This is a genomic window from Bacillus sp. JJ1566, assembly GCF_036962685.1.
Classification (GTDB): Bacteria; Bacillota; Bacilli; order Bacillales; family Bacillaceae_L; genus Ferdinandcohnia.
Genome location: NZ_JBALOP010000014.1, coordinates 1 through 23,930, shown reverse-complemented (window position 1 = coordinate 23,930; position 23,930 = coordinate 1). Strand labels below are relative to the sequence as shown.

Here is a 23,930-nt window from a genome sequence, read left to right as displayed (position 1 = left end):
AGAGATTTTTAATGTCAATTATCGTAGATGTATACGCTCGTGAAGTATTAGATTCTCGTGGAAATCCTACAGTTGAAGTTGAAGTATATACGGAGTCAGGTGCATTCGGCCGCGCATTAGTACCAAGTGGTGCTTCTACTGGTGAATATGAAGCAGTTGAACTTCGTGATGGCGACAAGAGCCGTTACCTTGGAAAAGGTGTCCAAACAGCAGTAAACAACGTAAATGATATCATTGCTGCAGAAATCATCGGCTTCGATGTAACTGAACAAGTGGCAATCGACCAAGCATTAATCGAGCTTGATGGAACTGAAAACAAAGGTAAATTAGGTGCTAACGCTATTCTTGGTGTATCTATGGCAGTAGCTCGTGCAGCAGCTGACTTTTTAGAAGTTCCTTTATACCAATACCTTGGTGGCTTCAACTCAAAAACTCTTCCAGTACCAATGATGAACATCATCAACGGTGGAGAGCATGCTGACAACAACGTTGATATCCAAGAATTCATGATCATGCCTGTAGGTGCTGAAAACTTCAAGGAAGCACTTCGCATGGGAACTGAAATTTTCCATAACCTAAAAGCAGTATTACATGCAAAAGGCTTAAACACAGCTGTAGGTGATGAAGGTGGATTTGCTCCAAACCTTGGTTCAAATGAAGAAGCTCTACAAACAATCGTAGAAGCAATTGAAAAAGCTGGTTACAAACCAGGTGAGCAAGTACGTCTTGCAATGGATGCTGCATCTTCTGAGTTCTACAACAAAGAAGACGGTAAATACCATCTTAAAGGAGAAGGCAAAGTCCTCACTTCTGAAGAAATGGTTGCATTCTACGAAGACCTTGTGTCAAAATACCCAATCATCTCAATTGAAGATGGTTTAGACGAAAACGACTGGGAAGGTCACAAGCTTCTAACTGAGCGTCTAGGTAAAAAAGTTCAATTAGTTGGGGACGACCTATTCGTAACAAATACGAAGAAGCTTTCTGAAGGGATTGAAAGAGGCGTAGGTAACTCAATCCTAATCAAAGTAAACCAAATCGGTACATTAACAGAAACATTTGATGCAATCGAAATGGCAAAACGCGCAGGCTATACTGCAGTTATCTCTCACCGTTCTGGTGAAACAGAGGACAGCACTATCGCTGACATCGCAGTTGCAACAAACGCTGGCCAAATCAAGACTGGTGCTCCATCACGTACGGATCGTGTTGCAAAATACAACCAATTACTACGTATCGAAGACAATCTTGGCGAAACAGCTCAATACAATGGCTTAAGCTCATTCTATAACCTAAGAGGTTAATTTTATAAAAGGAAAACGACAAGCGCGGGTGCTTGTCGTTTTTTCATGGGAACACAATTATGGTGGTAAAGCGCAATTCTGCGGAGTAAAGCGCAATTCTGCAAATTAAAACGCAATTAACGTTTCCTAAAGCGCAATTCCACCAAACTAAAGCGCAATTCCTATCAAAAACTATTTTTCTTTTTTCAATTGCTGCTTCTTTTGCTTTCCCTGCTGCGTATTCTCGCCTAAATAATTTGATTTGTGCTGTTTCTGCTCTTTTATAAACGCATCAAAGTCTAAGTTGACCACTCAACATCATTCCTTTCAAGGTAGTCAACCTTAATATGGACGTTTCCATAGCAAAAAATGAAGTGAATCGTTGGAAAATGTTCGAGTATCCAGTGCATTTTTAGGATGCTGGACAAATATTTGATTATATCGGATGTTGTTGATGAAATATCGGACATAGATTGATTTTTATCAGACGATAATCTTAATATATCGGGCAAATCCCAATTCCTCACCTTATTAGTAGTTTTGCGGTTCACCCAGGTCGAGTGGTGAACTCAACCCAAATTTAGCGATTAACCAAAAAATGCTAGTGTCAGAAAATGCAGTATTGTCCACATTGTATTTTTATGGTACATTTAACTTACCGTCATATGCGTTCTTTCAGGAGGTGTCGTTTTATATGTTGCATGGAGTTCTTGTTACATTATTAGTAATCGTATGTATTGCGTTAATTGTAATAGTCTTATTACAATCTGGTAAAAGCGCAGGTTTATCTGGGGCTATCTCTGGTGGTGCCGAGCAGTTATTCGGAAAACAAAAAGCTCGTGGCCTTGACGCGGTTTTACATCGTATCACAGTGGTCCTAGCGGTATTATTCTTTGTTCTTACAGTTGCAGTTTCTTACTTTGAACTATAAAACTACTCAAAAAGTGGGTTAGACAGGTTAATGTCTAGCCTTTTTTATTGCGCTCAAAACGGACTTTCCGTTACGATAGTAGAATACCGAAAAAAAGCGTAAAATAAACATAATAGAAGTCATCATAAAGGAGTTATACATAATGAAGATCAAATTACCTCAACCTTTCTTTTTTGAAGGTGGAGAAAAGGCTATTTTATTATTACATGGTTTTACCGGAAACTCAGCGGACGTACGGATGCTTGGTAGATTTCTTGAAAAAAATGGCTATACTTGTTATGCACCGATTTACAAAGGTCACGGTGTTCCACCTGAAGAACTAGTTCATACAGGCCCTGAAGATTGGTGGGAGGACGTTACGAACGCCTATCAATTTTTAAAAAATAAAGGATACGATAAAATCGCAGTCGCCGGATTGTCACTAGGCGGGGTATTTTCCCTAAAATTGGGTTACACTGTACCTATAAAAGGGATTGTGACGATGTGTGCCCCAATGTATCTAAAAAGTGAAGAAGTGATGTATGAGGGTGTTGTTGAATTTGCACGTGAATACAAGCGTTTTGAGGGGAAATCACCTGAGCAAATCGAACAAGAGATTGAAGATTTTAAGAAGACCCCGATGAATACATTGAAAGCACTGCAAAACCTAATCGCAGAAGTACGTGACAATGTCGATATGATTTATTCCCCGACTTTTGTTGCACAGGCACGTCATGACAAAATGATAAACCCTGATAGTGCGAATATTATATATGAAGCGGTTGAAAATGATTTTAAAAAGATCAAATGGTACGAGGAGTCAGGACATGTCATTACCTTAGACAAAGAACGTGACCAGCTGCATAAGGATGTGTATGCATTTCTAGAGCAGTTAGATTGGTAACGGGAGGGAAAAGAAAAATGGAACAGGAAATCCAAAATCATATTAATAAATTATTAGAATTTATGAAGGAAGAAGCATACAAACCCCTAACCGTCCAAGAGCTGGAGGAAGCTTTCGGCATCTCAGGCTCAGAGGATTTTAAAGATTTTGTAAAAGCTCTTGTCGTGATGGAAGAACAAGGTTTAGTCGTTCGAACACGCAGTAATCGTTATGGTCTTCCAGAAAAAATGAACCTTGTCCGCGGAAAAATCACAGGGCACGCGAAGGGATTTGCCTTTGTTGTACCAGAAGATAAAACAATGGACGATGTGTTTATTCCACCAACTGAATTGAAAAACGCCATGCATGGGGATACCGTGCTTGTTCGGATTAACACGGAATCTTCGGGCCAACGTAAAGAAGGTACAGTTGTCCGGATTATTGAACATGGTATCAAAACAATTGTTGGTACATACACTGAAAGCAAAAACTTTGGATTCGTCATTCCGGATGATAAAAAGATTGCCAATGATATTTTTATCCCGAAGCAAGCATCAAAGGGTGCGATTGAAGGACATAAGGTTGTCGTTCAGCTTGTTACGTATCCAGAAGGACGAATGAGTGCAGAAGGTGAAGTTATTGAAATCTTAGGTCACAAAAATGACCCTGGAATCGATATTCTTTCTGTCATTCATAAACACGGACTGCCACAGGAGTTTCCTAAAGACGTACTAGAGCAGGCGAATAAAACACCTGACTCTATCGATCCTAAGGATCTCGAAAACCGACGCGACTTACGAAATGAAGTCATCGTGACAATTGATGGTGCTGATGCAAAAGACTTGGATGACGCGGTAACAGTTACTAAGCTTGAAAATGGTCATTACAAACTTGGCGTACATATTGCGGATGTTACTCATTATGTTACGGAAGGTTCACCTATTGATAAGGAAGCAAGTGACCGTGGAACAAGTATTTACCTTGTGGATCGGGTGATTCCGATGATTCCGCATCGTCTTTCTAATGGAATTTGTTCATTAAATCCTAAGGTTGACCGATTAACATTGTCTTGTGAGATGGAAGTGGACGGGAACGGTGCAGTTGTTAAACATGATATTTTTCAAAGCGTAATAAAAACAACGGAACGAATGACTTATTCCGATGTGAACAGTATTTTGGTCGACAAAGATGAAGAACTAAGATCACGATACGAGCCACTTGTTCCAATGTTTGAAGATATGGAACGACTTGCTGCTATCCTCCGTGAAAAACGAATGAAGCGTGGAGCGATCGACTTTGATTTTAAAGAGGCAAAGGTTCTTGTTGATGATGAAGGAGCACCTTATGATGTCGTCTTACGGGAGCGCTCTGTTGGAGAACGATTAATCGAAGAATTTATGCTTCTTGCAAACGAAACAGTAGCTGAGCATTTTCATTGGATGAATGTTCCGTTTATTTACCGGATTCACGAGGATCCAAATGAAGAAAAGCTAAGACGTTTCTTAGAATTCATTACGAACTTTGGTTATCTTGTAAGAGGTGCTGGAAATTCGATTCACCCTCGTGCATTGCAGGAAGTAATAGAAGCTGTTCAAGGGAAACCTGAGGAAATGGTTGTTTCAACCGTCATGCTGCGCTCAATGAAGCAAGCAAAATACGATCCAGAAAGTGTCGGACACTTTGGGCTTTCAACTGACTTTTACACGCATTTCACGTCACCAATTCGACGCTATCCAGATTTAATCGTCCATCGATTAATTCGTACCTATTTAATCCAAGGAAAGCTCGATAATGCGACACAGGATAAATGGAAGGAAAAACTTCCGGAAATCGCAGATCATTCCTCAAATATGGAACGTCGTGCGGTTGAGGCTGAGCGTGAAACAGATAGCATGAAAAAAGCAGAGTATATGATGGATAAAATCGGTGAGGAATACGATGGCATCATTAGCTCTGTGACAAATTTCGGCATGTTTGTTGAGCTTCCGAATACAATTGAAGGACTTGTTCACGTCAGCTATCTTACAGATGATTACTATCGTTATGATGAGAGAAGCTACGCAATGATTGGTGAACGTACTGGGAATGTATTCCGTATCGGAGACGAAATTACGGTTCGAGTTATTAGTGTAAATAAAGATGAGCGCTCTGTTGATTTTGAAGTTGTGGGTATGAAAGGCAGCCGCCGTCAGCTCTCAAAAGATAAGCCGCAAATCATCAGGTCTGAAAAAAGAAGTAACCGTCGCAAAACAAATGATAATGACGAAAACAAGAAGCGTGATCGTAGCAACGAAGGAGAATGGTCGACACGCAAGCCACGTAAGAAAAAGAAGAAATTTGATAATGTCCCACCGCAGAAAAGTCAGAAACGGAAAAAGAAAAGATAATCAAGAGTACTCCACTTTGTGTGGGGTACTTTTTTTATGTGAAGAGTTAGTGGAATATCCGCTTCTTCTCGAATAGTTTAATTACATGTACAAATACTAATTGTTGTTATTATTGGATTATATGGAGGTTAAAAATGAGTATAAATATAGGGGATCGTGTAAGTCGAGTAGCCCTGATAGGGACTGGTTTTGTTGGATCTAGCTATGCTTTTGCCTTAATGAATCAGGGAATTGTCAATGAACTAATTATGATTGACGTAAATGAGGAGAAAGCAAAAGGGGACGTACTTGATCTTAATCATGGAAAAGCTTTTTCAGGAAATCCTACTCTGATTAAATTCGGAAGTTACAATGATTGTAGAAAAGTTGATCTAGTTGTCATTTGTGCGGGAGCCAATCAAAAGCCTGGAGAAACCAGATTAGACCTAGTTGAAAAAAACCTTAAAATCTTTAAAGAAATAGTTGATAACGTGATGGAAAGTGGATTTGATGGAATCTTCTTAGTCGCCACGAATCCGGTTGATATTTTAACATATGCAACATGGAAATATAGCGGACTACCGAAGGAACGTGTTATAGGATCTGGAACTATTTTAGATACAGCACGCTTTCGATACTTACTAGGGGATTATTTTGATATTGCCCCGAAAAATATTCATGCCTATATTATTGGAGAACATGGTGATAGTGAATTACCCGTGTATAGCTCTGCGTACATAGGCGCACTCCCAATCAAGAAAGTAATAGAGCGTAATGAGAAGTATAAAAAAGAAGACTTAGATGATATTTTTATACGTGTACGAGACGCTGCCTACGAGATTATTAAAAGTAAGGGAGCAACCTACTACGGAATTGCGATGGGATTAGCACGAATCACCAAAGCTATATTTTCGAATGAAAATGCCGTTTTAACAGTTTCAGCCCATATGGATGGATATTATGGGCAGGAAAATGTTTATATTGGGGTTCCCTGCGTGATTAACCGAAACGGAATCCGTGAAATCATGGAACTGGAGTTAGATGAAGAGGAACAAAAAAAGTTTGAGAATAGTGCAAATGTGTTGAAAAAAATTCTTGAACCATATTTTGATGAGGTGAAACGAAAAAGCTAAAGCCTCTGGTAGATGCCCCTATTTATAAAAGGTAATTTTTCGAGCAGTCTTGGAACAAATTGGCGCAAATAAGCTAAGGCGCATTTGATTTGCGGTTAAGCGGGTGAAAATGTATGGAATCTAAACTACTATCAAGTATTGAACAACTAGCACTATCTCGCCGTGATACATTTCAAAATAGCAGGTTCATCTATTTTTTAAGAGCAGTATTAGCCAGTATGTTTATTGGGTTTGGGGTAATTGTTGCTTTTCGAACAGGTAATTTTTTTTTCGTACAACAATCACCAGTTGCTTTTCCTATTGCTGCGATAACATTCGGTGCCGCAATAATCCTCATTGCATACGGTGGTGGAGATTTATTTACAGGAGATACTTTTTATTACTCATATGCGGCACTGCGTAAAAAAATGAAGTGGAAAGTGGTTGGCCAAATGTGGCTTTATAGCTATATTGGAAATATTATCGGTGCCATTTTCTTTGCGTTTTTAATTTTTATGACTGGTTTGTTCGAGGGTGAACTTGTAAATGAATTTCTGTTAACAGTAGCCAAAAACAAAACACAATTGTCCATTCCTCAACTATTTTTCCGGGGGCTCCTCTGTAATTGGCTTGTGTGCCTCGCCTTTTTTCTACCAATGGGAATGCGTGGTGACGGTTCAAAGATATTTATTATGATGTTATTGGTATTTTGCTTTTTTATCTCTGGCTATGAGCACAGCATTGCTAATATGTGTACGTTTGCAGTATCGTTTGTGATGAATCATCCGGATTCTGTCACAGTAAATGGTGTTATCCACAATTTGATTCCAGTCACTATTGGAAACTTAATTGGTGGCGGTGGATTCATGGCATGGATGTATTTCTATGCGAATAAAGCAAATATCGAGTAAAAAGAAAAATCCAGGGGTTATTCCTCTGGATTGTTTTTACGCATCTTTTTATATGAAAAATATTCCAAATGTGGACATTATGCTATATACTTGTGTGAATTACAAAGGGGGAATTGTGATGGAGGATTGTTTTATTTGTAAAAAACACAAGAGTCTCATTCAAACTGCAGGGGAAACCATTTATGAGGATGATTATGTATATGTAGGTCATATTGATCAAAACGGCGAAGATAGTTACCTAGGTCATATTATCATCGATTTAAAAAGACATGCACCTACTCTAGCTGATATGAACATGGAGGAAGCTAAGGCGTTTGGCATGATTATGGCAAGAGTGAGTAAAGGATTAAAGGAAACTGAAAAAGCAGAACATATTTATTCTTTTGTCTCAGGAAATGCAGTTCCACATCTTCATATGCATATTGTCCCACGATATCCGAACACTCCAGAGGAATTTTGGGGCCCCAGCGCTGTATATGATTGGCCTGATGCTCCGATGGGGAATAATGAACAGATTGTCCAGGTTTGTAGAAGACTGAAAGCTGCCTTGGAGTCATGAGTGACTTTGAATGGGTTGGCTCTAAGAATCATTTTATTGATACATTATCGGTAAAAGAACAAGGAACCATAATCATAGGTCGGTTTGGTGGAAACTCATCAGCGGGTCAAACGAAAAATGAGGACGGTTGTCTTATCTGGCAAAATGAACAGGAGGACTGGGAGTTTGTAATTCTTCTCGATGCTCACCACACTTCGGAAAGTGCAGATTTAATTGTACAGGAATTCATGAAACGAAAAGGAACAATAAAATCTTTATTATCAGGGTCACTCATCGAAACATTCACGAATATTGAAGAGACGGTCCTTCAAATTTTTCAGAATCCCGAATTTCTAGATGCGTGCCGGAACGTGAACGGATCGGCCTCTTGTCTAATTGTCCTTAGAAAAGATAAATACATTTGGTGGTTTTCAGTTGGCGATTGTATCTTATACTTATTCCATCCAGAATTAGTGAAGCTAGGCCAATATCAAGTGAATCAAAGACATTTTTTTGAATGGATTGGCCAAGTTAATACATTTGAGTTAGCTGTCCCATGCTACAGTACTGGACGTAAGGAACTGAGGAAAGGGATCACCCATTTATTTTTAACGACAGATGGTTTAATTGAATGTCCGGGTTTACCTTATGATCTTCCAGAAAAAATTCAAAACGAATTTGTAGAACAATCAAATGAAAACGCCGTTTATTCAATGTTAAAGAAAATCCAAGCGCTCAACGTAAGAGACAGTACGACTATCATTTCCTGGTTTGTAAATAGTAATCAAGATGCAAGTTTACCTTACAAAGGATAAGCCTTTCCTTGTGATGTTGTCCAATTTTTGCTAAAATAAGAGGTACCGTCTTAAGGGGGAAATCAATATGCCAAAAGGTATAGGCAAGGTAATTGCACAAAATAAAAAAGCAAATCATGATTATTTTATCGAAGAAACCTATGAAACAGGAATCGTGCTTCAAGGGACTGAGATCAAATCCCTTCGTAATGGTCGTGCAAACCTGAAGGATTCATATGCACGTGTTCATAACGGTGAAATGTTTCTCTATAACCTTCATATTAGCCCTTATGAGCAAGGTAACCGATATAATCATGATCCACTTCGAACAAGAAAGCTGCTTCTTCATAAAAAAGAAATCAGCAAGCTGATTGGATTAACAAAAGAAGAAGGATATGCGCTAGTACCTATCAAGATTTACTTGAAAAATGGCTATGCAAAGCTATTATTAGGTCTCGGTAGAGGTAAGAAAAAATACGATAAACGTGAAGACCTCAAGAAACAAGAAGCAAAACGTGATATCGAACGTGCCTTCCGTGAAAGACAGAAAATCTAATTTACAATAACTTACAATTGAAAAAGGAAGTACATGTGTTATAATAAGACATGTAGTTGACAATTGAATAGTCAACGTAAGCAAGAACACTTCATCCGAAACACCCAGATAACTGGTGATTAAGTTCATCATTATCATTTTATAATGGGGACGCTACGGATTCGACAGGGGTAGTTTGAGCTTAAGTTGCGAGTCGAGGGGATCGGCCTCGTTAAAACGTCAACGCCTATAACTGGCAAAGAAAACAACAACTTCGCTTTAGCTGCTTAATAACAGTCTATAGCGGTTCCTCCCTCCATCGCCCATGTGGTAGGATCAGGGACTCACTTTAAGTGGGCTACGCCGGAGTTCGCCGTCTGAGGACAAAGGAAGAGAACAACCAGACTAGCTGCTTGGAAGCCTGTCGATAGGCTGATAAGTTAGCGAATCGCTAATATATCGACTACACTCGTAGAAGCTTAAGTGCCAATATCTTTGGACGTGGGTTCGATTAGTAATTAGTCGCCTTATGTGGTAACACATAAGTGATAATCCGGCTTTATCGGTGAAACCTAAGTCGTGCTCGTCACGATAAGGCAATGCCGAGCGGTATGTAGAGCAATCTAACAGCCGTGTATCGACTTATAGGCTGCCGTCATTATGGTAGTACTAGGATGCGAAATCCTACCGACCAGGTACAAATTATATTTCGCATAATACGCCGGGGGACCTGATAACTACAGGTTCAAGATATAGTCAGTGCCATGACGAAAGCATGGAAAAGCACGTCCCACCGTCTCCACCAAATACATACACTTGGTGGTTAAATACGCATTAGACACGGACTCACCGATTATGGTGGGTCCGTTTTACATTTTAAAAAAGTAATTTTCGAATGTAACTTTCTTTTGTAATAATTCCTGAGTGTACTTTCCGTTTCTTGGGGTGACTTTTTCATAGTTTTCAAGGATCCAAATACTTCGGTTTCTTTTTTTATCTACTCTTAAAAAGGGTGTAATCTTTTTAAGGTATAAAAAATATCATCCTTTTTCTTTATTGTTAATGTATAGGAATCTTTGTGTCTATCAGGCTTGTAATTCCTTTTATTATTAATAACCCCTCCAGTTAGTTTTTGAATATAAATCAGGAGTTCTATGTCGGTTGATGCAATAGAGATACAAGGTCTACGGTGTTCCTTTTCATGCATTCTAGTTAATGAAATACTTCCTTCCCCATCAATTATTCCAGCAACGTAAGAAGCTTCCCATGTTTGCATAATTTCCCCCCTCATACATAAATGTATTACGAACATATATTCCTATCTTTATTTTAAGACTATTGCAAAATTTTAGCAAGAAAACAACTATAAATGTAAATCTTGGTCTAGATAGATAAAGTTTATGCAAAATAAGCCAAATTCAAATTAGACACGGATTCATCGATTATGGTGAGTCCGTTTTACATTTTAAAAATGAATCTTTTGAATATAATAATAATTCCTCCGCTTGGTAAGTTATAATAAAGCAAAAAGGAGGAGTTCAAATGGAAGAGATTGTATTACAAGCAATTCAAGATGATTATCCAGATGATTTTGCATGGTGTTACGGGTGTGGGAGATTAAATAAGGATGGTCATCATTTTCGAACTGGCTGGCGAGGAGAACAAACGATAACCATTTACAAACCAAATCCAGAACATATTGCCATTCCAGGCTTTGTCTATGGAGGTTTAATCGCGTCACTAATCGATTGCCATGGTACAGGTTCAGCCTCACTGGCATTACACCGTAAAAATGGACATGAGGCTGGAGATGGAGTAGAGCCGCCTAGGTTTGTAACAGCTTCATTAAAAGTAGATTTTGTTAAGCCTACACCACAAGATGTACCCTTAAAAGCGATTGGAAAGGTAACTGAAATCCATCCAAAGAAGTGGAAAGTAGAAACAGAAGTTTTTGCGGGTGATACACTTTGCGCACGTGGGGAAGTTGTCGGTGTGGTGATGCCGGCAAGCTTTGCCAAAAGGGATTAAGATTGTAAAGCTAATTCCAGAACCATAGGGGATTAGCTTTTTTTATGTCCGACGGTCTTTAAAAATTAAAGCGGGTTTTCATATTCCTATAAAAAAGATATGATTATTTAAGGCTAGTTACGAAAGAAAAAACTCTTTTCTAGTAAACTTGTAAAATAACGTTGTAAAAAATGAAGAGGTGGCCTATGGGTTCCCAAAAAAAGAAGAACTACTCAAATGTGTTATTGGTAATCGGGATTATTTTCGTAGCATTTAATCTGCGTCCAGCCATCACATCAGTCGGACCTATTATCGATTTAATCCGTTCTGATTTAGGTATTTCTAATGGAATAGCCGGTTTTATTACTACACTTCCTTTAGTCTCTTTTGCCATCCTTTCCATTCTTGCTCCTAAAATTGGACAATTAATAGGAAATGAAAGAACCATTTTTCTAGGATTATTGGTCATATTTTTCGGTATTATCACTCGATCCTTTGGATTTACGTCAACACTCTTTTTAGGCACATTACTTGTAGGAGTTGGCATCGCAATTGGGAACGTCCTCATCCCAAGCATTGTAAAGCTTCATTTTCCTTTAAAGGTTGGAATCATTACAAGTATTTATACAACATCCATGAATACTTTCGCTGCTGTCGGATCGGGAGTCAGTATTCCATTAGCTAAAGGTCAATCTTTAGGATGGAAATGGGCTTTAGTTTTTTGGGCAGCGCTTGCAGTTATCGCGATGATTATTTGGCTACCTCAATTACGTAATAACAATAAAACGTCAGCTTCACATCGTGAACCATCCTCAAATGGGGCCATGTGGCGGTCTTCAATTGCCTGGCAAGTAACTTTGTTTATGGGATTACAGTCTTTTTTATTTTATTGTACTGTCGCTTGGTTACCGGAAATTTTAGAAAGCCATGGAATGGACTTATCGATGGCGGGTTGGATGGTTTCGTTAATGCAAGTAGTTGGTCTGCCAACTACATTTTTAGCGCCCGTCCTTGCTAACCGGTTTAAAAGCCAAAGTATGATTGTATTTATAATCGGACTCTTTTACTTTGCTGGGATAGTGGGACTTATATTTGTACAAACAAACGGACTATTAATCTTATCTATCATTTGTATTGGAGCAGCTCAAGGCGCTAGTATTAGCTTAGTACTCACTATGATCGGTCTGCGAACAAAGGACCCAAGACAAGCCGCAAATTTATCTGGAATGGCACAATCCATCGGATATCTATTAGCAGCAATTGGTCCCGCGCTAGTTGGCTTTCTATTTGATTATACACAATCATGGTTTACACCATTAATCATTTTTAGTGTTATATCAATATTAATGACGATAGCGGGTATAGGTGCTGGACGTCATCAATATGTGACTGGAGAATTTACGCAAAAACTGTAAAAAGTGAGTGTTGTAGAAAAAGCTAATTCCCAAATAAGGAATTAGCTTTTGTATTAATCTCTCCTCATAAAAAAACAACAAAAAATAAAGGTATTTTCCGATAATTGTCTAATTACTAGATAATTATTACTTTTTGGTGAGGGATACGATGAAGCAACAAATTGAGTGGGTCGGTAGGAAGATAATAAATTTTAGCAATGACAACTATCAAAGTATGATGGCACAAATTAAAGATGAAAATTTTCATTTTAACGAAAGTGATTTTCCAAGTGCTTCTGAGGAAAATTTATTTATATATATAGGGGAGTATGTAAATAGCCAAAAGGAAGAAATGAAAAATAAACTTATCTCCTATGTAGAGGTACTTGCTCTGACATTAATCAAGTCTAAAGCTTCTTTGGATCAATCCATCCATTTTGTATATATGACTAGAAGTGCAATTATGGAGATTCTTGAACAAGATTTATTACAACAGAGAATTTCAAACCATTGCTTTTTTGAAATAATGAAGCGGATTGAGAGTGCATACCAGCTGATTATTAAAACGTTATGTACGACTTACAATGATGAATGGTCATTTATCAAAATTGCGTTAGATGAGTCGAAAGAAGATTTGAAAATTACATTAAAAGAGCTAGCGGATTTAAAGAGAGTCTTAAACGAGGCTACTATTTTTGCGGTAACAGATTTTGATGATCGAATATTATATGCAAATGATCATTTTTGTCATTTATATAAGTATACAAGAGAAGAATTAATAGGAAAAAAACATGAAATTTACTCATCAAACTTTCATCCACCTTCATTCTTTAGTGAATTATGGGAGACGATCCAAGCCGGAGAGGTTTGGAAAGGGGAAATTCTTAATCAGGCAAAGGATGGGACAAAATATTGGCTGGATACAATTATCATTCCATTTGTTGATTCAAAGGGAGAACGGTATAAGCATATCTCCATTCAATATGATATAACGGAAAAAAGGAATACAGAAGAAGCTTTGCGAAAAACGGAGAAGCTTGCGATGGTTGGGGAATTGGCAGCAGGAATTGCGCACGAGATTCGAAATCCATTGACCACCATTCGAGGATTTGTACAGCTCTTGAATGAAAGAGGGGTAGAAGGACAGTATGTCAACACCATTCTTGATGAAATTGATCGCATCAATTTCATTGTGAGTGAATTCATGGTTTTTGCCAAGCCACATCAAGTTTACTTCAGTGACTGCAATTTAACCGATATTTTAAAGAGTGTCATTAAATTTCTCGAGCCCGAGGCTATATTAAAGAATATCAATATAGACTATCATTTTCCAACCGAAGAAATCCTGATTCCCGGGGAAAAAAATCAACTAAAACAGGTTTTTTTAAATTTAATGAAAAATTCCATTGAGGCTATGCCGAACGGAGGCAAAATAGATCTTGCAATTGAGATGACACCCCAAACGATATTCATCACTTTAAAGGACGACGGTGTAGGGATGAACGTGGAGCAGGTGGAAAAACTTGGAGAGCCCTTTTTTACAACAAAACAGGATGGTAATGGTTTAGGACTGATGGTGAGCTATAAAATCATTCAAAACCACAAGGGCTCTATTACGGTTAACAGTCAATTGAATGAAGGAACTAGCTTTTTGATTACATTTAAGAATCCAATGAGTAATAGGGTCAGGTCTTTCAGATAAAAAGCCCCGTGTAAGAACTTGATAAGGACCCCTTCCTAAAGAAAAAGGGGTCCAACTATATTTAAGCTTCTTCTGATGTTTGTGTTTGAAGTGTGGACTGGGCCTGACTTAGTATTGTTTGAACTTGGGCAATCTCTTGGGAAGCTGACTTTAAAGCTTCTTTTGCTAAAATTTGATTTGCGGCAGACTGTTCGATTGCTGATGTAATCATATCTTTTGCAATAGATGCTTGGGCTTCTGCTTGTTTCAATTTATTTGTGTCAATTTGATTGGTCATTTAATGGCCTCCTGCTTTTTTCTTGTTGTTAAGACAACGATTATATTTTTCCTTAATCAGTTTTTTATATGTTTGTATTTATTGTTAAAATAATTAAGCTAAGAATGTGTGTAATCATTACTTGCTAAGTTCCATGTGCAAAGGCTAGTAGTTAAACCACCTGATAAAATGGTTATCGCTGAAAGGAAGAAGGTTTCCGTTGAAACGAATAAACCACCAAGGCAAATCACGAAAATATCGATTATAAGAATAATGATCCCAACATTCATATTAATTATTTCCGAAAGAAATTGGGCTAACAAATCTGTACCACCAGTGCTTGTTTCAAAACGAAGCATGATACCGATACCAAAACCAATCAAAATTCCACCAATTAACGAGCTGAAAATCGGCGAATTATTTATACGAACTTGATTGAAGCTGTGAAATAAGTCAATAAAAAAAGAGGATAGAAGCATACCGTGCAAACTATTGAAGAAATAGGAACGATATTTAAACCAAGCGAGAGTGAATATAGGAATACTCAATACCATTATTGTGAATCCAGCATTTGTATGAAATAGATAACTAATAATCAAGCCTAAACCAATAATTCCCCCGTCTAAAACTTTGTTCGGTATTAAAAAAATATTTATCCCAATTGCGATTGTAATGCTGCCTACTAATACAGCAACTGCTTGCATGAAAAATGACATAAGATTAGAACTCTCCTGTTAATTGGACGTGTTCTATTTATATGCTAATACGATGACATTTTGGACAACTTTTATTTCAAGATAAGACAAAATTAATCGGGAATGCTCCAACTTAACCTGCCCTCTAGGTATTTTTTTCCTCTAATTACACAGAATAATACAGAAAAATCATTTTGTAAGGAGAGGATTCCAAATGAAAAAAATCATATTCTTTATTGCTGTGTTAGGTATCGCTGCGATCTTAGCCTCATGTAACCAAAACGAAAATAATGAGCAAGTAAATGAGACTGAACAGCCAGCTGAAAACAATAATAATGAAGCAACTCAGAAAGAAGAAAATAACGAAGTGGATGAGACGGAGCAAAATACGGAAAATGAAGTAACCCCAACTAATGAAGAAAAGGTATATACAAACAAAATTTTCAAAGATGTAAAAGTTTCTAATACAGACAATCAAATCGTCATTACCGGTAAAGCGCAGGTTTTTGAAGGTGTTTTTGACTATGCTCTTTATGATGGTGATGAAAAATTGCTTGAAGACCACTATCAAACAGTCGGTGCACCTTCTTGGGGTGACTTCGAAATCCCGATTGATAAAAATGTATATGCTCAATCTAAAAACGAAGTAAGACTCGAACTATTCGTTTATTCCGCAAAAGACGGTTCAAAAGAAGACATTTTAACAATTCCGCTAACAAATAAATAAAACTGGGTGCCTACCCCAACATGCTAATGCGTTGGGAGTAGTCACCTTTTTTTTTCTTCAAATTACGAATTCACCACTTCCTCCGCCGTTTGTAAAAAACTGGTTTCATAAAATGAACCTCTATTACTAATTCTATGAGTGTTTAGGAATACTCAGAAAGAGTGGAGGAAATGGTATGACAGTTAAAAGTCAGGTTAAGCAAACAATCGCAGGTTTAAAAAGTGCGCAGGCTAGCCTTGAACAATTTTCACTTCAAACTCAGAATCAACAAGCAAAGCAAATGTATCAAAATGCTGCACAACAGACTCAATTGATTGTAGATAGTCTCAACCCTCGTCTACAAGAATTAGATTCGGAAGAACCACAATATCAACAAGAATAAAAAGGCACAAATCGGGGCAAATACGACAAGTGTATTAAATAATCAAGGTTGGGGTTCTTTTACCAACCTTTTCTCTAATTGTACGCTTTCGAGGATGGGATTGATAAATATGAAGAGGTATTTATTTCGATGTGGAGTTTTTCTGTTTTTAGTCCTAGGATTTTTAACTGGGTGCAAGGAAAACATGGATTCCGTCAAAAATCAAAGCACATCCATCACTAAAATAAGTGCAAAAAAGTCAACAAATCAATCAACAGCTAATCAAGCTGAAGAGCTGTTAATTAAAAGGGATGACATCACCGGGGTTCGTGGAGTCAATACTGAGAAAGAACTCCTAGTTGCAATTACAGTCCCTCAAATAGATAGATTTCAACTGAAGACGATTGAAAAGAGTGTAAAAAAAGAGTTAACGAAAAAGTTTCCAAATCACGAAATTCAAGTCTCAACTGATCAAAAAATTTTTCTAGAATTAGATATATTGGAGAGAAAGCTCGAGAAAGGGAAGACTGGGGAAAAAGAACTCAAAAAAGAATTAGGAAAAATTAAAAGCCTAATCAAAGAGGAAGCATGAAAGTTAGCGAGGGTTGCTTATGGCAAATAAAAAAAAGAAAAAATTAACCCCAGTTCAACAAGAATATCAGGCTTTTCAAGATCAACGAGAGACCAAACGGCCTTTATTTAAAAATTGTGTCATGGCGTTTATAACGGGTGGCATCATCTGTTTGATTGGACAGGCGATTCAGACCTTTTACATATATTTTTTCGATTTTACAGAACAAACAGCCGGAAATCCAACGGTTGCTACCTTAATTTTCATATCTATGTTATTAACGGGATTTGGGGTTTACGATCGGATTGCACAATTTGGAGGTGCTGGCTCCGCCGTTCCAGTGACAGGGTTTGGAAATGCTGTTATCTCTGCAGCAATTGAACATCGAACAGAGGGTTTTGTTCTGGGGGTAGGTGGAAATATGTTTAAATTGGCAGGTTCAGTCATTTTATTTGGCGTTTTTTCAGCCTTTATTGTTGCTATCATTAAGACCATTCTTATCACATGGGGGGGACTCTGATGCTGACTGGTCATCGAACATGGATTTTTGATCAAAAGCCTGTCATTATTTCAACCGGAACAGTTGTCGGACCATTTGAAGCGAAAGGCAATATACCACAGGATTTTGATTTAATACATGGTGACATTTGGTTAAATCAAGATTCGTTTGAAAAGGCCCATCAAGTCATGTTAGAGGAAGCCTGTCAAAAGGCGATTGAAAAAGCCAATCTGCAAAAGGAGCAGATTCAGTTTTTTCTTGGTGGTGATCTTATCAATCAAATCACGCCTACTAGCTTTGCGACGAGAACACTAGGTAGCCCTTATCTTGGACTGTTTGGAGCTTGCTCAACCTCAATGGAAGGATTAGCGTTATCTGCATTTTTAGTTAATTATAACGGCGCAAAATACATCTTAACGGGTGCATCTAGTCATAATGCAGCTGTTGAAAAGCAATTTCGCTATCCAACCGAGTATGGTGGTCAAAAACCTCCAACTGCTCAATGGACGGTTACAGGTGCGGGGGTGGCCTTAGTTAGTTCTAAGGGTACAGGGCCTCGGGTAACATCGGCAACCATCGGTAGAATTGTAGATATGGGTTTGACTGACCCATTTAATATGGGGGGGGCAATGGCACCTGCTGCTGTCGATACAATAGAAGCTCATTTAAAAGAACGAAACGTCGATCCATCTTACTATGATCTAATTGTAACAGGGGATCTTGGTCACATAGGTAGAGAGGTATCTCTAGATTTATTTAAAAAACACGGCACTCAAATTCAGGAAGAAAAATATCAGGATTGTGGTCTAATCATTTATCGAGAAGGACAGCCTGTCCTTGCAGGTGCCAGTGGTGCAGGTTGTTCCGCAACAGTTGTTTATGGACATATCTTAAATCGAATGAAGAAAGGGGAATTAAATCGAGTCCTAGTTGTTGCCACGGGTGCCCTCCTTTCACCTCTTTCCTTTCAGCAAAAAGAATCGATTCCCTGTATTGCTCACGCAGTATCAATTGAAAATGGAGGTGAAGAGCAATCATGATTTTCTTTTGGGCATTTGTCATAGGTGGACTCATTTGTGTAATTGGTCAAATTATGTTTGATGTTTTTAAACTTACTCCTGCTCATACATTATGTACATTTGTGGTACTTGGAGCAATTTTGGATGGCTTCGGTTTGTATGAACCGTTTATCGATTTTGCAGGTGCCGGGGCAACTGTTCCAATTACAAGTTTCGGAAATTCCCTTGTACATGGCGCAATGGCTGAAGCAGAAAAGCATGGACTGGTTGGTGTAGTAACAGGAATGTTTGAGGTCACAAGTGCTGGTATCTCCGCTGCGATTATTTTTGGGATGATTGGCGCATTATTATTTAAACCAAAGGGGTAAAGGAGAATGTAAAATGACAGTTGGTTCTCAGGTGAAACAATGCCTTTCAAGTATAAAAAGTATTGAAGCTCTGTTTTCAAGCTTGGCATTACGCACGCAAGACACGCAGGCGAAACGAACTTTTCATGAAGCCATGTTGATCATGGATGAAATAAAAAATGATTTAAAAATACGTGTTGGTGAAATTGAACGGGAGGAAGATCAGTATCGAGGTTTTTAATTAAACATTTAAGGAGTTAATCACATGCCAGATTGGTTAAGTGTTGCGGTACGATCATTTATGTTACTAATTATTTTATTTTTGTTTACGAAATGGTTAGGGAAGAAGCAAATTTCTCAGCTATCCTTTTTCGAATATATTAATGGAATAACTGTGGGCAGTATTGCTGCAGAAGTTGCAACCGGTTTGGATCGAAATATTAGTCATGGATTAATAGGTATGAGTGTCTGGTTCGCTGTTCCGTTTGTCATGGGTTTCATTTCATTAAAAAGCAAAGTAGTAAGTGATTTTGCTGAAGGAAAGGGAACTGTTTTTATTCAGGATGGAAAGGTAATGGAGGACAACTTAAAGAAAGAAAAATATACGGTTGATGAATTATTAGCCAAACTCCGAAATAAGGACGTCTTTCAGGTAGCTGATGTTGAGTTCGCGGTATTAGAAACAGATGGAAGCTTAAGCGTATTATTAAAAAAGGAAAATCAACCGGTAACGGCAAAAGTCCTAAATCTTGCTGTAGCCCCGATAAAGGAACCTCAAACCGTTATAATGGATGGAGAAATTATGCACGAACCATTGTCTTCTTCTGGACATAGTCAGAATTGGCTTGAGACGGAACTCGATAAAATTGGCGTCAGTATTGAAAATGTGTTCTTAGGGCAAGTCGATACGTATGGACAACTGACAGTCGATCTATATGATGATAAGATCAAGGTCCCATCTCCGCAAGAAAAACCATTACTGCTTGCCACAATCAAAAAATGTCAGGCGGATTTAGAATTATTTGCCTTACAAACAAATAACCAATCCGCAAAAGAAATGTATCAAAAAAATAGTGAAAAACTCCAGGATGCACTAAATAAAGTGACTCCGTATTTAAAAAATTAAGGATCCATTTTGAAGGAGTTATTCTATGATTAAAAACAAAACGCGGATAATTAATATACTTTTTTACTTCATCATCTTTTTTTCCTTAACAATACCAGCAACTAGCAAAGTACATGGTGAGAATTTGCAGGGGATATCTATTAAAATTGATTTGTGGGCTAAGGAGCTTTATGTAATTGAAGGTGAAAAAGTAATAAAGGGATATAAAATTTCACCTGGAACTGATCAAACTCCCACTCCAATTGGCACATTTATGATCATTAAAAAAGATAAGGATTGGGGGGGCGGGTTTGGAACACGTTGGTTAGGATTAGATGTACCGTGGGGAGATTATGGTATTCACGGAACGAACAAGCCATGGTTAATGGGAAAGAATATTAGTGGTGGTTGTATCAGAATGCAAAATAAAGATGTAGAAGAATTATTTGAAATTGTATCTGAAGGTACAGTTGTACATATAGAAGGACCAATCACCGGCTTTGGGAGAGGGGAATTAAAACCTTTATCAATTGGTTCAAAAGGAACCTTAGTCCAAATCGTACAAGAAAGATTAAAGTTAATGAGTTTATATAATGGGAAGGTACATGGAATTTATAATAAGGAAACGGAGAGGGCCGTTAAAGTGTTTCAAAAAGAAAATAACTTGCCAATAACGGGTGGAATAACAAAAAGAGAGTATATATTATTAGGCATATTGGAATGAATCTGTTCGCTGCCCTATTGCCACATTGGTTTCAGTCTATAAAATTTGGTTAGGGATTTTAATTGGGCTTGTCCTCGTATTTCTGGTGCGAACGAGAATTGAAGGAAAAATGCTTGTTGAAATGCTGATCTTTCTGAAGGAAAAATTAATTTTGAAGGACCAAACCTCTATGTGGGAGATATACATATTAAGAATGTCGGATTGCAGGCAAGTGAAAAGGTGATTATTTCCAATAAAAAATTCCGTATCTCTTTGGTACGGAATTTTTTTCTGCTTCACAGCCTCATAACGATTCCTTTGTTTACGAAACTGCGATGAAAATCTTACTAATACTATTAATTTACTTTCATTTACATTCAACGCATTTTTGATATCCTATGAATGTTATTGTTTTGTTTTTGTTTATTGTTATTTTTTATTGACAAAATGAAAATAAATGATAAAATTAAGAAAAACACAGCTTGGAAACGTTTGCAGTTAAACTATTATTAACTTTCAGATATTACAAGTATATAAGGAGGGGAATCCGTTGGCAATTAAATTTGGATGCCATGGATCAACATGGGAGCTTGATTATGATAAAGAATGCGATTATCTTGATCAAATCATGGATACCGTCAAAGAAGCGGGATTTAAAGGCATTGATGTACAGGTCGCTCTTCTAGGAAGATATAAAAATCAACCAGAACGACTAAAAGAAGAACTTGCGAAGAGAGAATTAGAGCTAGCGGCATTAACTGTTCCGTTTACATGGGCAGGAGAGAATGAATCTGAAGAAGAAAAAACACATGCAGATTATTACATAAAATATTTAACCCATTTTCCAGGAGCCATCATGAATGTTCCTGCAAGGGTTGGTCCCAATAGAGATGATTTATTAAAGAGACAAAAGGAAATTATCAATTGTGTAAACACACTGGGGAAACGTGCAAATGAAAATGGCGTAATTGCTTCTTTCCATCCTGCATCTCCTAAAACTTCTTATTTTAGAACAAAAGAAGATTATGATGTCATGTTTGACCTAATAGATAGAAGATACTTAAGTTATACACCGGATGCGGGCCATATTAAAGCGGGTGGAATGAATCCGGTAGAAATTATTAGAGATAATCTACCTATTATAAAACATGTACATATTAAAGACTGCTCGAACACATTTGAGTGGCGAAAAATGGGTACGGGGGATATTGATTTCCCTGCAATTACCGAAATTCTATACAACTCAAACTATAACGGGTGGATAATGGTTGAGGAAGAAACTGAAGAAGCAGCAACAGATCCTCACAATGTCATCTTAGATGTAGGCAGGTATGTACAAGCCCAGTTGGAACCGATGACGAAAGGGATAAAAACAAGCGCAAAATAAACTTCTAAGCAAAACTATAAAACTATTAATCTATTTTATTCTAATTGAGGGGGTGAAAGCTTCTAAAAATACCGGTTAACTTGTATTTGAAGCGAAGGCCTTGTGATAATTTATCGGAAATAAGGGGGACAATCGAAAATGAATAGAAAAATTAATTTTATTGCGGTTTTATTAATTGGTCTTACAATGCTTTTAGCAGCATGTAGCGGTGGTGGATCAACAGAATCTAGCGGTTCATCATCTGAGGGTGGAGACGATAAAAAGGCAAGTGGTTATCCTGAAAGAAATATTGAAGTTCTCGTAGGACATGGTGCCGGTGGTGGTACAGACTTATTTGCAAGACAAGTTACTAAGCAATTAGAAGATATTTTAGGAGTTAACATCAATGTTGTAAACCAAGAAGGCGGTGCTGGAGTTGTTGCGGCGCAAAATGCGTTTAATGCTCCTTCTGACGGCTATACTTTGGTTGCGGATGCTGCATTCCCAATTACAACTGCCGCTGGCACAAATACACATGGATTAGATGATTTTACACCAATTGCTCGTTTCCAGGCTGATACGTATGCGTTATGGGTAAAGAAAGATAAATATGCATCCATTGATGATTTTATGAAAGCAGTTAAAGACAGTCCAGGAAAAATTACAGTTGGTGGAACTGGTTCTTTAGGTATGGATGAAATGACGGTATTTATGCTTGGTGAAGCAGCTGATGTGGAAATGAACTTTGTTCCAATGGAAGGTTCAGGTGAGATGCATGCAGGTGTTCTTGGTGGCCACTTAGAAGCAATGGTAGATGAATTCGGCCCAACAAAGTCACTTGCTGATGATGGTTCCATTATCCCACTTGTCGTATTTGCTGAAGAAAGATTAGATGATTACCCTGATGTTCCGACAACTGTTGAGTTAGGTTGGAATTTAACAGATGGAAATGAACGCGGTTTTTATATTAAATCAGACGCTGACCCAGAAATTATTAAAATTTTAGAGGAAGCGATGCAAAAGGTTTATGATTCTGAAGAATATCAAAAATACGCAGAAGATAATTTCTTGCATTTAAGAGATGGCTGGTTAAATTCTGCGGATTTCACTAAGAGAACTGGAGAATTAATTGATAAGTACAAAGTAATTATGGAAAAGCTTCAAAATTAATTTCAATCGGTAGGAGGAGGCCTCCTCCTACTGAGTTTTCTTTTATTCAAGGGAGGGAGAAATTGTGACCGCTTCTAAAAAAGATTATCTATTTTATGGTATCGTCATTGCATTTGCAGGATTCTTTCTTGCATCAACTTCACAAATTCATTCTGCAAATAAAACAACTATTTTAGGTCCTAAGGCATGGCCTTCCATTTTATTAATCTTAATGTTGGTTATAGCAATTATGGGAATTATTAAAACCTATATTGCCTCAAAAAAAGAGGCTGTATCTAAAGTTGAGAATAGCGAAACGGAAGAACCTGAAAGAAAACTTTTTAATATACCATTTAGTTTGGTATCCATTTTCTCAATTATTCTTTATTCAGTAGGTTTATACTTTTTCGGGTTTATCATATCGTCCGTATTATTCTTATACGTGCTAACTCAGCTATTGGGTGCTAAGAAACAGCTTGTGATTATTTTGCTATCATTCATTCTTACAGCTGCCTTCGTTTGGCTATTTTCCATTGTCCTTAGTGTACCTTTACCACGTGGAATTGGTATTTTTAGATCGTTTAGTCTTCTATTTTATTAATTGAACTTAATTTTATTTTCTATTTCTAACATAAAAAAGAAACAGTCAAGTCAGGGGGGAGAACATGTTAGAGTACTTATGGATAGGGTTGCAAAA

The 23,930-nt window shown here is 37.6% G+C and carries 27 protein-coding genes and 1 other RNA gene; 25 read left to right on the top strand and 3 right to left on the bottom strand.

Going from position 1 to position 23,930, the window contains the following annotated elements:
• Window positions 1-11: 11 nt before the first annotated feature.
• The 10 genes from eno to ssrA all read left to right on the top strand — a co-directional run bounded on the left by eno (window position 12) and on the right by ssrA (window position 9,846).
• Window positions 12-1,304, top strand: coding sequence for a phosphopyruvate hydratase (gene eno, locus V7112_RS07030; RefSeq protein ID WP_335417129.1), 1,293 nt, complete (start codon window positions 12-14; stop codon window positions 1,302-1,304).
• A 676-nt stretch (window positions 1,305-1,980) separates the two neighbouring features.
• Window positions 1,981-2,214 carry a preprotein translocase subunit SecG gene (secG, locus tag V7112_RS07025; protein ID WP_335417243.1) on the top strand — a complete coding sequence of 78 codons (234 nt, stop codon included), beginning with the start codon at window positions 1,981-1,983 and terminating at the stop codon, window positions 2,212-2,214.
• A gap of 142 nt (window positions 2,215-2,356) precedes the next feature.
• Window positions 2,357-3,097, top strand: a complete 741-nt coding sequence (locus V7112_RS07020) for an alpha/beta hydrolase (protein WP_335417127.1) — start codon at window positions 2,357-2,359, stop codon at window positions 3,095-3,097.
• 17 nt (window positions 3,098-3,114) lie between these two features.
• Window positions 3,115-5,463: a ribonuclease R gene (rnr, locus tag V7112_RS07015; protein ID WP_335417125.1), complete on the top strand. Its 2,349-nt coding sequence runs from the start codon at window positions 3,115-3,117 to the stop codon at window positions 5,461-5,463.
• A gap of 134 nt (window positions 5,464-5,597) precedes the next feature.
• Window positions 5,598-6,575: an L-lactate dehydrogenase gene (locus V7112_RS07010; protein WP_335417123.1), complete on the top strand. Its 978-nt coding sequence runs from the start codon at window positions 5,598-5,600 to the stop codon at window positions 6,573-6,575.
• Between the two features lie 113 nt (window positions 6,576-6,688).
• The gene (locus tag V7112_RS07005; RefSeq protein ID WP_335417122.1) at window positions 6,689-7,465 is read left to right on the top strand and encodes a formate/nitrite transporter family protein; all 777 of its coding nucleotides are present in this window, start codon (window positions 6,689-6,691) and stop codon (window positions 7,463-7,465) included.
• A gap of 118 nt (window positions 7,466-7,583) precedes the next feature.
• The gene (locus V7112_RS07000; RefSeq protein ID WP_335417120.1) at window positions 7,584-8,024 is read left to right on the top strand and encodes an HIT family protein; all 441 of its coding nucleotides are present in this window, start codon (window positions 7,584-7,586) and stop codon (window positions 8,022-8,024) included.
• Window positions 8,021-8,818 carry a protein phosphatase 2C domain-containing protein gene (locus tag V7112_RS06995; RefSeq protein ID WP_335417118.1) on the top strand — a complete coding sequence of 266 codons (798 nt, stop codon included), beginning with the start codon at window positions 8,021-8,023 and terminating at the stop codon, window positions 8,816-8,818. Before V7112_RS07000 ends, V7112_RS06995 begins: the two co-directional genes overlap by 4 nt.
• 67 nt (window positions 8,819-8,885) lie before the next feature.
• Window positions 8,886-9,353, top strand: a complete 468-nt coding sequence (gene smpB / locus V7112_RS06990) for an SsrA-binding protein SmpB (RefSeq protein ID WP_335417116.1) — start codon at window positions 8,886-8,888, stop codon at window positions 9,351-9,353.
• Window positions 9,354-9,507: 154 nt separating this feature from the next.
• Window positions 9,508-9,846, top strand: a transfer-messenger RNA (tmRNA) gene (gene ssrA, locus V7112_RS06985).
• A gap of 489 nt (window positions 9,847-10,335) precedes the next feature.
• On the opposite strand, the gene V7112_RS06980 is transcribed toward ssrA, so the two are convergent.
• Window positions 10,336-10,608, bottom strand: a complete 273-nt coding sequence (locus V7112_RS06980; RefSeq protein WP_335417114.1) for an LAGLIDADG family homing endonuclease — start codon at window positions 10,606-10,608, stop codon at window positions 10,336-10,338.
• A 266-nt stretch (window positions 10,609-10,874) separates the two neighbouring features.
• On the opposite strand from V7112_RS06980, the gene V7112_RS06975 reads away from it, so the two are divergent.
• From V7112_RS06975 to V7112_RS06965, 3 genes are all read left to right on the top strand, one after another.
• A complete protein-coding gene (locus V7112_RS06975) occupies window positions 10,875-11,360 on the top strand; it encodes a PaaI family thioesterase (protein WP_335417112.1) in 486 nt (161 codons plus the stop codon).
• Between the two features lie 185 nt (window positions 11,361-11,545).
• A complete protein-coding gene (locus tag V7112_RS06970; RefSeq protein ID WP_335417110.1) occupies window positions 11,546-12,754 on the top strand; it encodes a CynX/NimT family MFS transporter in 1,209 nt (402 codons plus the stop codon).
• A gap of 148 nt (window positions 12,755-12,902) precedes the next feature.
• The gene (locus tag V7112_RS06965; RefSeq protein WP_335417108.1) at window positions 12,903-14,435 is read left to right on the top strand and encodes an ATP-binding protein; all 1,533 of its coding nucleotides are present in this window, start codon (window positions 12,903-12,905) and stop codon (window positions 14,433-14,435) included.
• A 61-nt stretch (window positions 14,436-14,496) separates the two neighbouring features.
• On the opposite strand, the gene V7112_RS06960 is transcribed toward V7112_RS06965, so the two are convergent.
• Window positions 14,497-14,712: a hypothetical protein gene (locus V7112_RS06960; protein ID WP_335417106.1), complete on the bottom strand. Its 216-nt coding sequence runs from the start codon at window positions 14,710-14,712 to the stop codon at window positions 14,497-14,499.
• A gap of 98 nt (window positions 14,713-14,810) precedes the next feature.
• Window positions 14,811-15,407 (bottom strand): YitT family protein, encoded by a 597-nt coding sequence (locus V7112_RS06955; protein ID WP_335417104.1) that lies wholly within the window; start codon window positions 15,405-15,407, stop codon window positions 14,811-14,813.
• Between the two features lie 193 nt (window positions 15,408-15,600).
• Here V7112_RS06955 and V7112_RS06950 point away from each other — a divergent pair, with 193 nt between their 5' ends.
• The 12 genes from V7112_RS06950 (at window position 15,601) to V7112_RS06895 (ending at window position 23,834) form a co-directional block, all read left to right on the top strand.
• The gene (locus V7112_RS06950) at window positions 15,601-16,113 is read left to right on the top strand and encodes a Gmad2 immunoglobulin-like domain-containing protein (protein WP_335417102.1); all 513 of its coding nucleotides are present in this window, start codon (window positions 15,601-15,603) and stop codon (window positions 16,111-16,113) included.
• A gap of 175 nt (window positions 16,114-16,288) precedes the next feature.
• On the top strand, window positions 16,289-16,495 hold the full coding sequence (locus tag V7112_RS06945) for a DUF1657 domain-containing protein (protein WP_335417100.1): 207 nt from the start codon (window positions 16,289-16,291) through the stop codon (window positions 16,493-16,495).
• 184 nt (window positions 16,496-16,679) lie between these two features.
• Window positions 16,680-17,066, top strand: coding sequence for a YhcN/YlaJ family sporulation lipoprotein (locus V7112_RS06940; protein WP_335417098.1), 387 nt, complete (start codon window positions 16,680-16,682; stop codon window positions 17,064-17,066).
• 19 nt (window positions 17,067-17,085) lie between these two features.
• Window positions 17,086-17,565: a stage V sporulation protein AC gene (gene spoVAC / locus V7112_RS06935; protein ID WP_335417096.1), complete on the top strand. Its 480-nt coding sequence runs from the start codon at window positions 17,086-17,088 to the stop codon at window positions 17,563-17,565.
• Window positions 17,565-18,584, top strand: a complete 1,020-nt coding sequence (gene spoVAD / locus V7112_RS06930; protein WP_335417095.1) for a stage V sporulation protein AD — start codon at window positions 17,565-17,567, stop codon at window positions 18,582-18,584. The genes spoVAC and spoVAD overlap by 1 nt, the downstream gene beginning before the upstream one ends.
• Window positions 18,581-18,931 carry a stage V sporulation protein AE gene (spoVAE, locus tag V7112_RS06925; RefSeq protein ID WP_335417093.1) on the top strand — a complete coding sequence of 117 codons (351 nt, stop codon included), beginning with the start codon at window positions 18,581-18,583 and terminating at the stop codon, window positions 18,929-18,931. The genes spoVAD and spoVAE overlap by 4 nt, the downstream gene beginning before the upstream one ends.
• A gap of 13 nt (window positions 18,932-18,944) precedes the next feature.
• Window positions 18,945-19,151, top strand: coding sequence for a DUF1657 domain-containing protein (locus V7112_RS06920; protein WP_335417090.1), 207 nt, complete (start codon window positions 18,945-18,947; stop codon window positions 19,149-19,151).
• A 24-nt stretch (window positions 19,152-19,175) separates the two neighbouring features.
• On the top strand, window positions 19,176-20,036 hold the full coding sequence (locus tag V7112_RS06915) for a DUF421 domain-containing protein (RefSeq protein ID WP_335417087.1): 861 nt from the start codon (window positions 19,176-19,178) through the stop codon (window positions 20,034-20,036).
• A 25-nt stretch (window positions 20,037-20,061) separates the two neighbouring features.
• Window positions 20,062-20,739: a L,D-transpeptidase family protein gene (locus V7112_RS06910; RefSeq protein WP_335417085.1), complete on the top strand. Its 678-nt coding sequence runs from the start codon at window positions 20,062-20,064 to the stop codon at window positions 20,737-20,739.
• Window positions 20,740-21,268: 529 nt separating this feature from the next.
• Window positions 21,269-22,105, top strand: a complete 837-nt coding sequence (locus tag V7112_RS06905; RefSeq protein ID WP_335417083.1) for a sugar phosphate isomerase/epimerase family protein — start codon at window positions 21,269-21,271, stop codon at window positions 22,103-22,105.
• Window positions 22,106-22,243: 138 nt separating this feature from the next.
• On the top strand, window positions 22,244-23,254 hold the full coding sequence (locus tag V7112_RS06900) for a tripartite tricarboxylate transporter substrate binding protein (protein WP_335417081.1): 1,011 nt from the start codon (window positions 22,244-22,246) through the stop codon (window positions 23,252-23,254).
• 64 nt (window positions 23,255-23,318) lie between these two features.
• Entirely contained in the window at window positions 23,319-23,834 is a 516-nt protein-coding gene (locus tag V7112_RS06895) for a tripartite tricarboxylate transporter TctB family protein (RefSeq protein ID WP_335417079.1), read from the top strand.
• Window positions 23,835-23,930: the final 96 nt, after the last annotated feature.

What these genes read in the sequence shown, in the direction of transcription:
- eno (WP_335417129.1), top strand. Translation starts at nt 12, where the DNA reads ATGTCAATTATCGTAGATGTATACGCTCGTGAAGTATTAGATTCTCGT.
- V7112_RS07020 (WP_335417127.1), top strand. Translation starts at nt 2,357, where the DNA reads ATGAAGATCAAATTACCTCAACCTTTCTTTTTTGAAGGTGGAGAAAAG.
- rnr (WP_335417125.1), top strand. Translation starts at nt 3,115, where the DNA reads ATGGAACAGGAAATCCAAAATCATATTAATAAATTATTAGAATTTATG.
- V7112_RS07010 (WP_335417123.1), top strand. Translation starts at nt 5,598, where the DNA reads ATGAGTATAAATATAGGGGATCGTGTAAGTCGAGTAGCCCTGATAGGG.
- V7112_RS07005 (WP_335417122.1), top strand. Translation starts at nt 6,689, where the DNA reads ATGGAATCTAAACTACTATCAAGTATTGAACAACTAGCACTATCTCGC.
- V7112_RS07000 (WP_335417120.1), top strand. Translation starts at nt 7,584, where the DNA reads ATGGAGGATTGTTTTATTTGTAAAAAACACAAGAGTCTCATTCAAACT.
- V7112_RS06995 (WP_335417118.1), top strand. Translation starts at nt 8,021, where the DNA reads ATGAGTGACTTTGAATGGGTTGGCTCTAAGAATCATTTTATTGATACA.
- smpB (WP_335417116.1), top strand. Translation starts at nt 8,886, where the DNA reads ATGCCAAAAGGTATAGGCAAGGTAATTGCACAAAATAAAAAAGCAAAT.
- V7112_RS06980 (WP_335417114.1), bottom strand. Translation starts at nt 10,608, where the DNA reads ATGCAAACATGGGAAGCTTCTTACGTTGCTGGAATAATTGATGGGGAA.
- V7112_RS06975 (WP_335417112.1), top strand. Translation starts at nt 10,875, where the DNA reads ATGGAAGAGATTGTATTACAAGCAATTCAAGATGATTATCCAGATGAT.
- V7112_RS06970 (WP_335417110.1), top strand. Translation starts at nt 11,546, where the DNA reads ATGGGTTCCCAAAAAAAGAAGAACTACTCAAATGTGTTATTGGTAATC.
- V7112_RS06965 (WP_335417108.1), top strand. Translation starts at nt 12,903, where the DNA reads ATGAAGCAACAAATTGAGTGGGTCGGTAGGAAGATAATAAATTTTAGC.
- V7112_RS06960 (WP_335417106.1), bottom strand. Translation starts at nt 14,712, where the DNA reads ATGACCAATCAAATTGACACAAATAAATTGAAACAAGCAGAAGCCCAA.
- V7112_RS06955 (WP_335417104.1), bottom strand. Translation starts at nt 15,407, where the DNA reads ATGTCATTTTTCATGCAAGCAGTTGCTGTATTAGTAGGCAGCATTACA.
- V7112_RS06950 (WP_335417102.1), top strand. Translation starts at nt 15,601, where the DNA reads ATGAAAAAAATCATATTCTTTATTGCTGTGTTAGGTATCGCTGCGATC.
- V7112_RS06945 (WP_335417100.1), top strand. Translation starts at nt 16,289, where the DNA reads ATGACAGTTAAAAGTCAGGTTAAGCAAACAATCGCAGGTTTAAAAAGT.
- V7112_RS06940 (WP_335417098.1), top strand. Translation starts at nt 16,680, where the DNA reads ATGGATTCCGTCAAAAATCAAAGCACATCCATCACTAAAATAAGTGCA.
- spoVAC (WP_335417096.1), top strand. Translation starts at nt 17,086, where the DNA reads ATGGCAAATAAAAAAAAGAAAAAATTAACCCCAGTTCAACAAGAATAT.
- spoVAD (WP_335417095.1), top strand. Translation starts at nt 17,565, where the DNA reads ATGCTGACTGGTCATCGAACATGGATTTTTGATCAAAAGCCTGTCATT.
- spoVAE (WP_335417093.1), top strand. Translation starts at nt 18,581, where the DNA reads ATGATTTTCTTTTGGGCATTTGTCATAGGTGGACTCATTTGTGTAATT.
- V7112_RS06920 (WP_335417090.1), top strand. Translation starts at nt 18,945, where the DNA reads ATGACAGTTGGTTCTCAGGTGAAACAATGCCTTTCAAGTATAAAAAGT.
- V7112_RS06915 (WP_335417087.1), top strand. Translation starts at nt 19,176, where the DNA reads ATGCCAGATTGGTTAAGTGTTGCGGTACGATCATTTATGTTACTAATT.
- V7112_RS06910 (WP_335417085.1), top strand. Translation starts at nt 20,062, where the DNA reads ATGATTAAAAACAAAACGCGGATAATTAATATACTTTTTTACTTCATC.
- V7112_RS06900 (WP_335417081.1), top strand. Translation starts at nt 22,244, where the DNA reads ATGAATAGAAAAATTAATTTTATTGCGGTTTTATTAATTGGTCTTACA.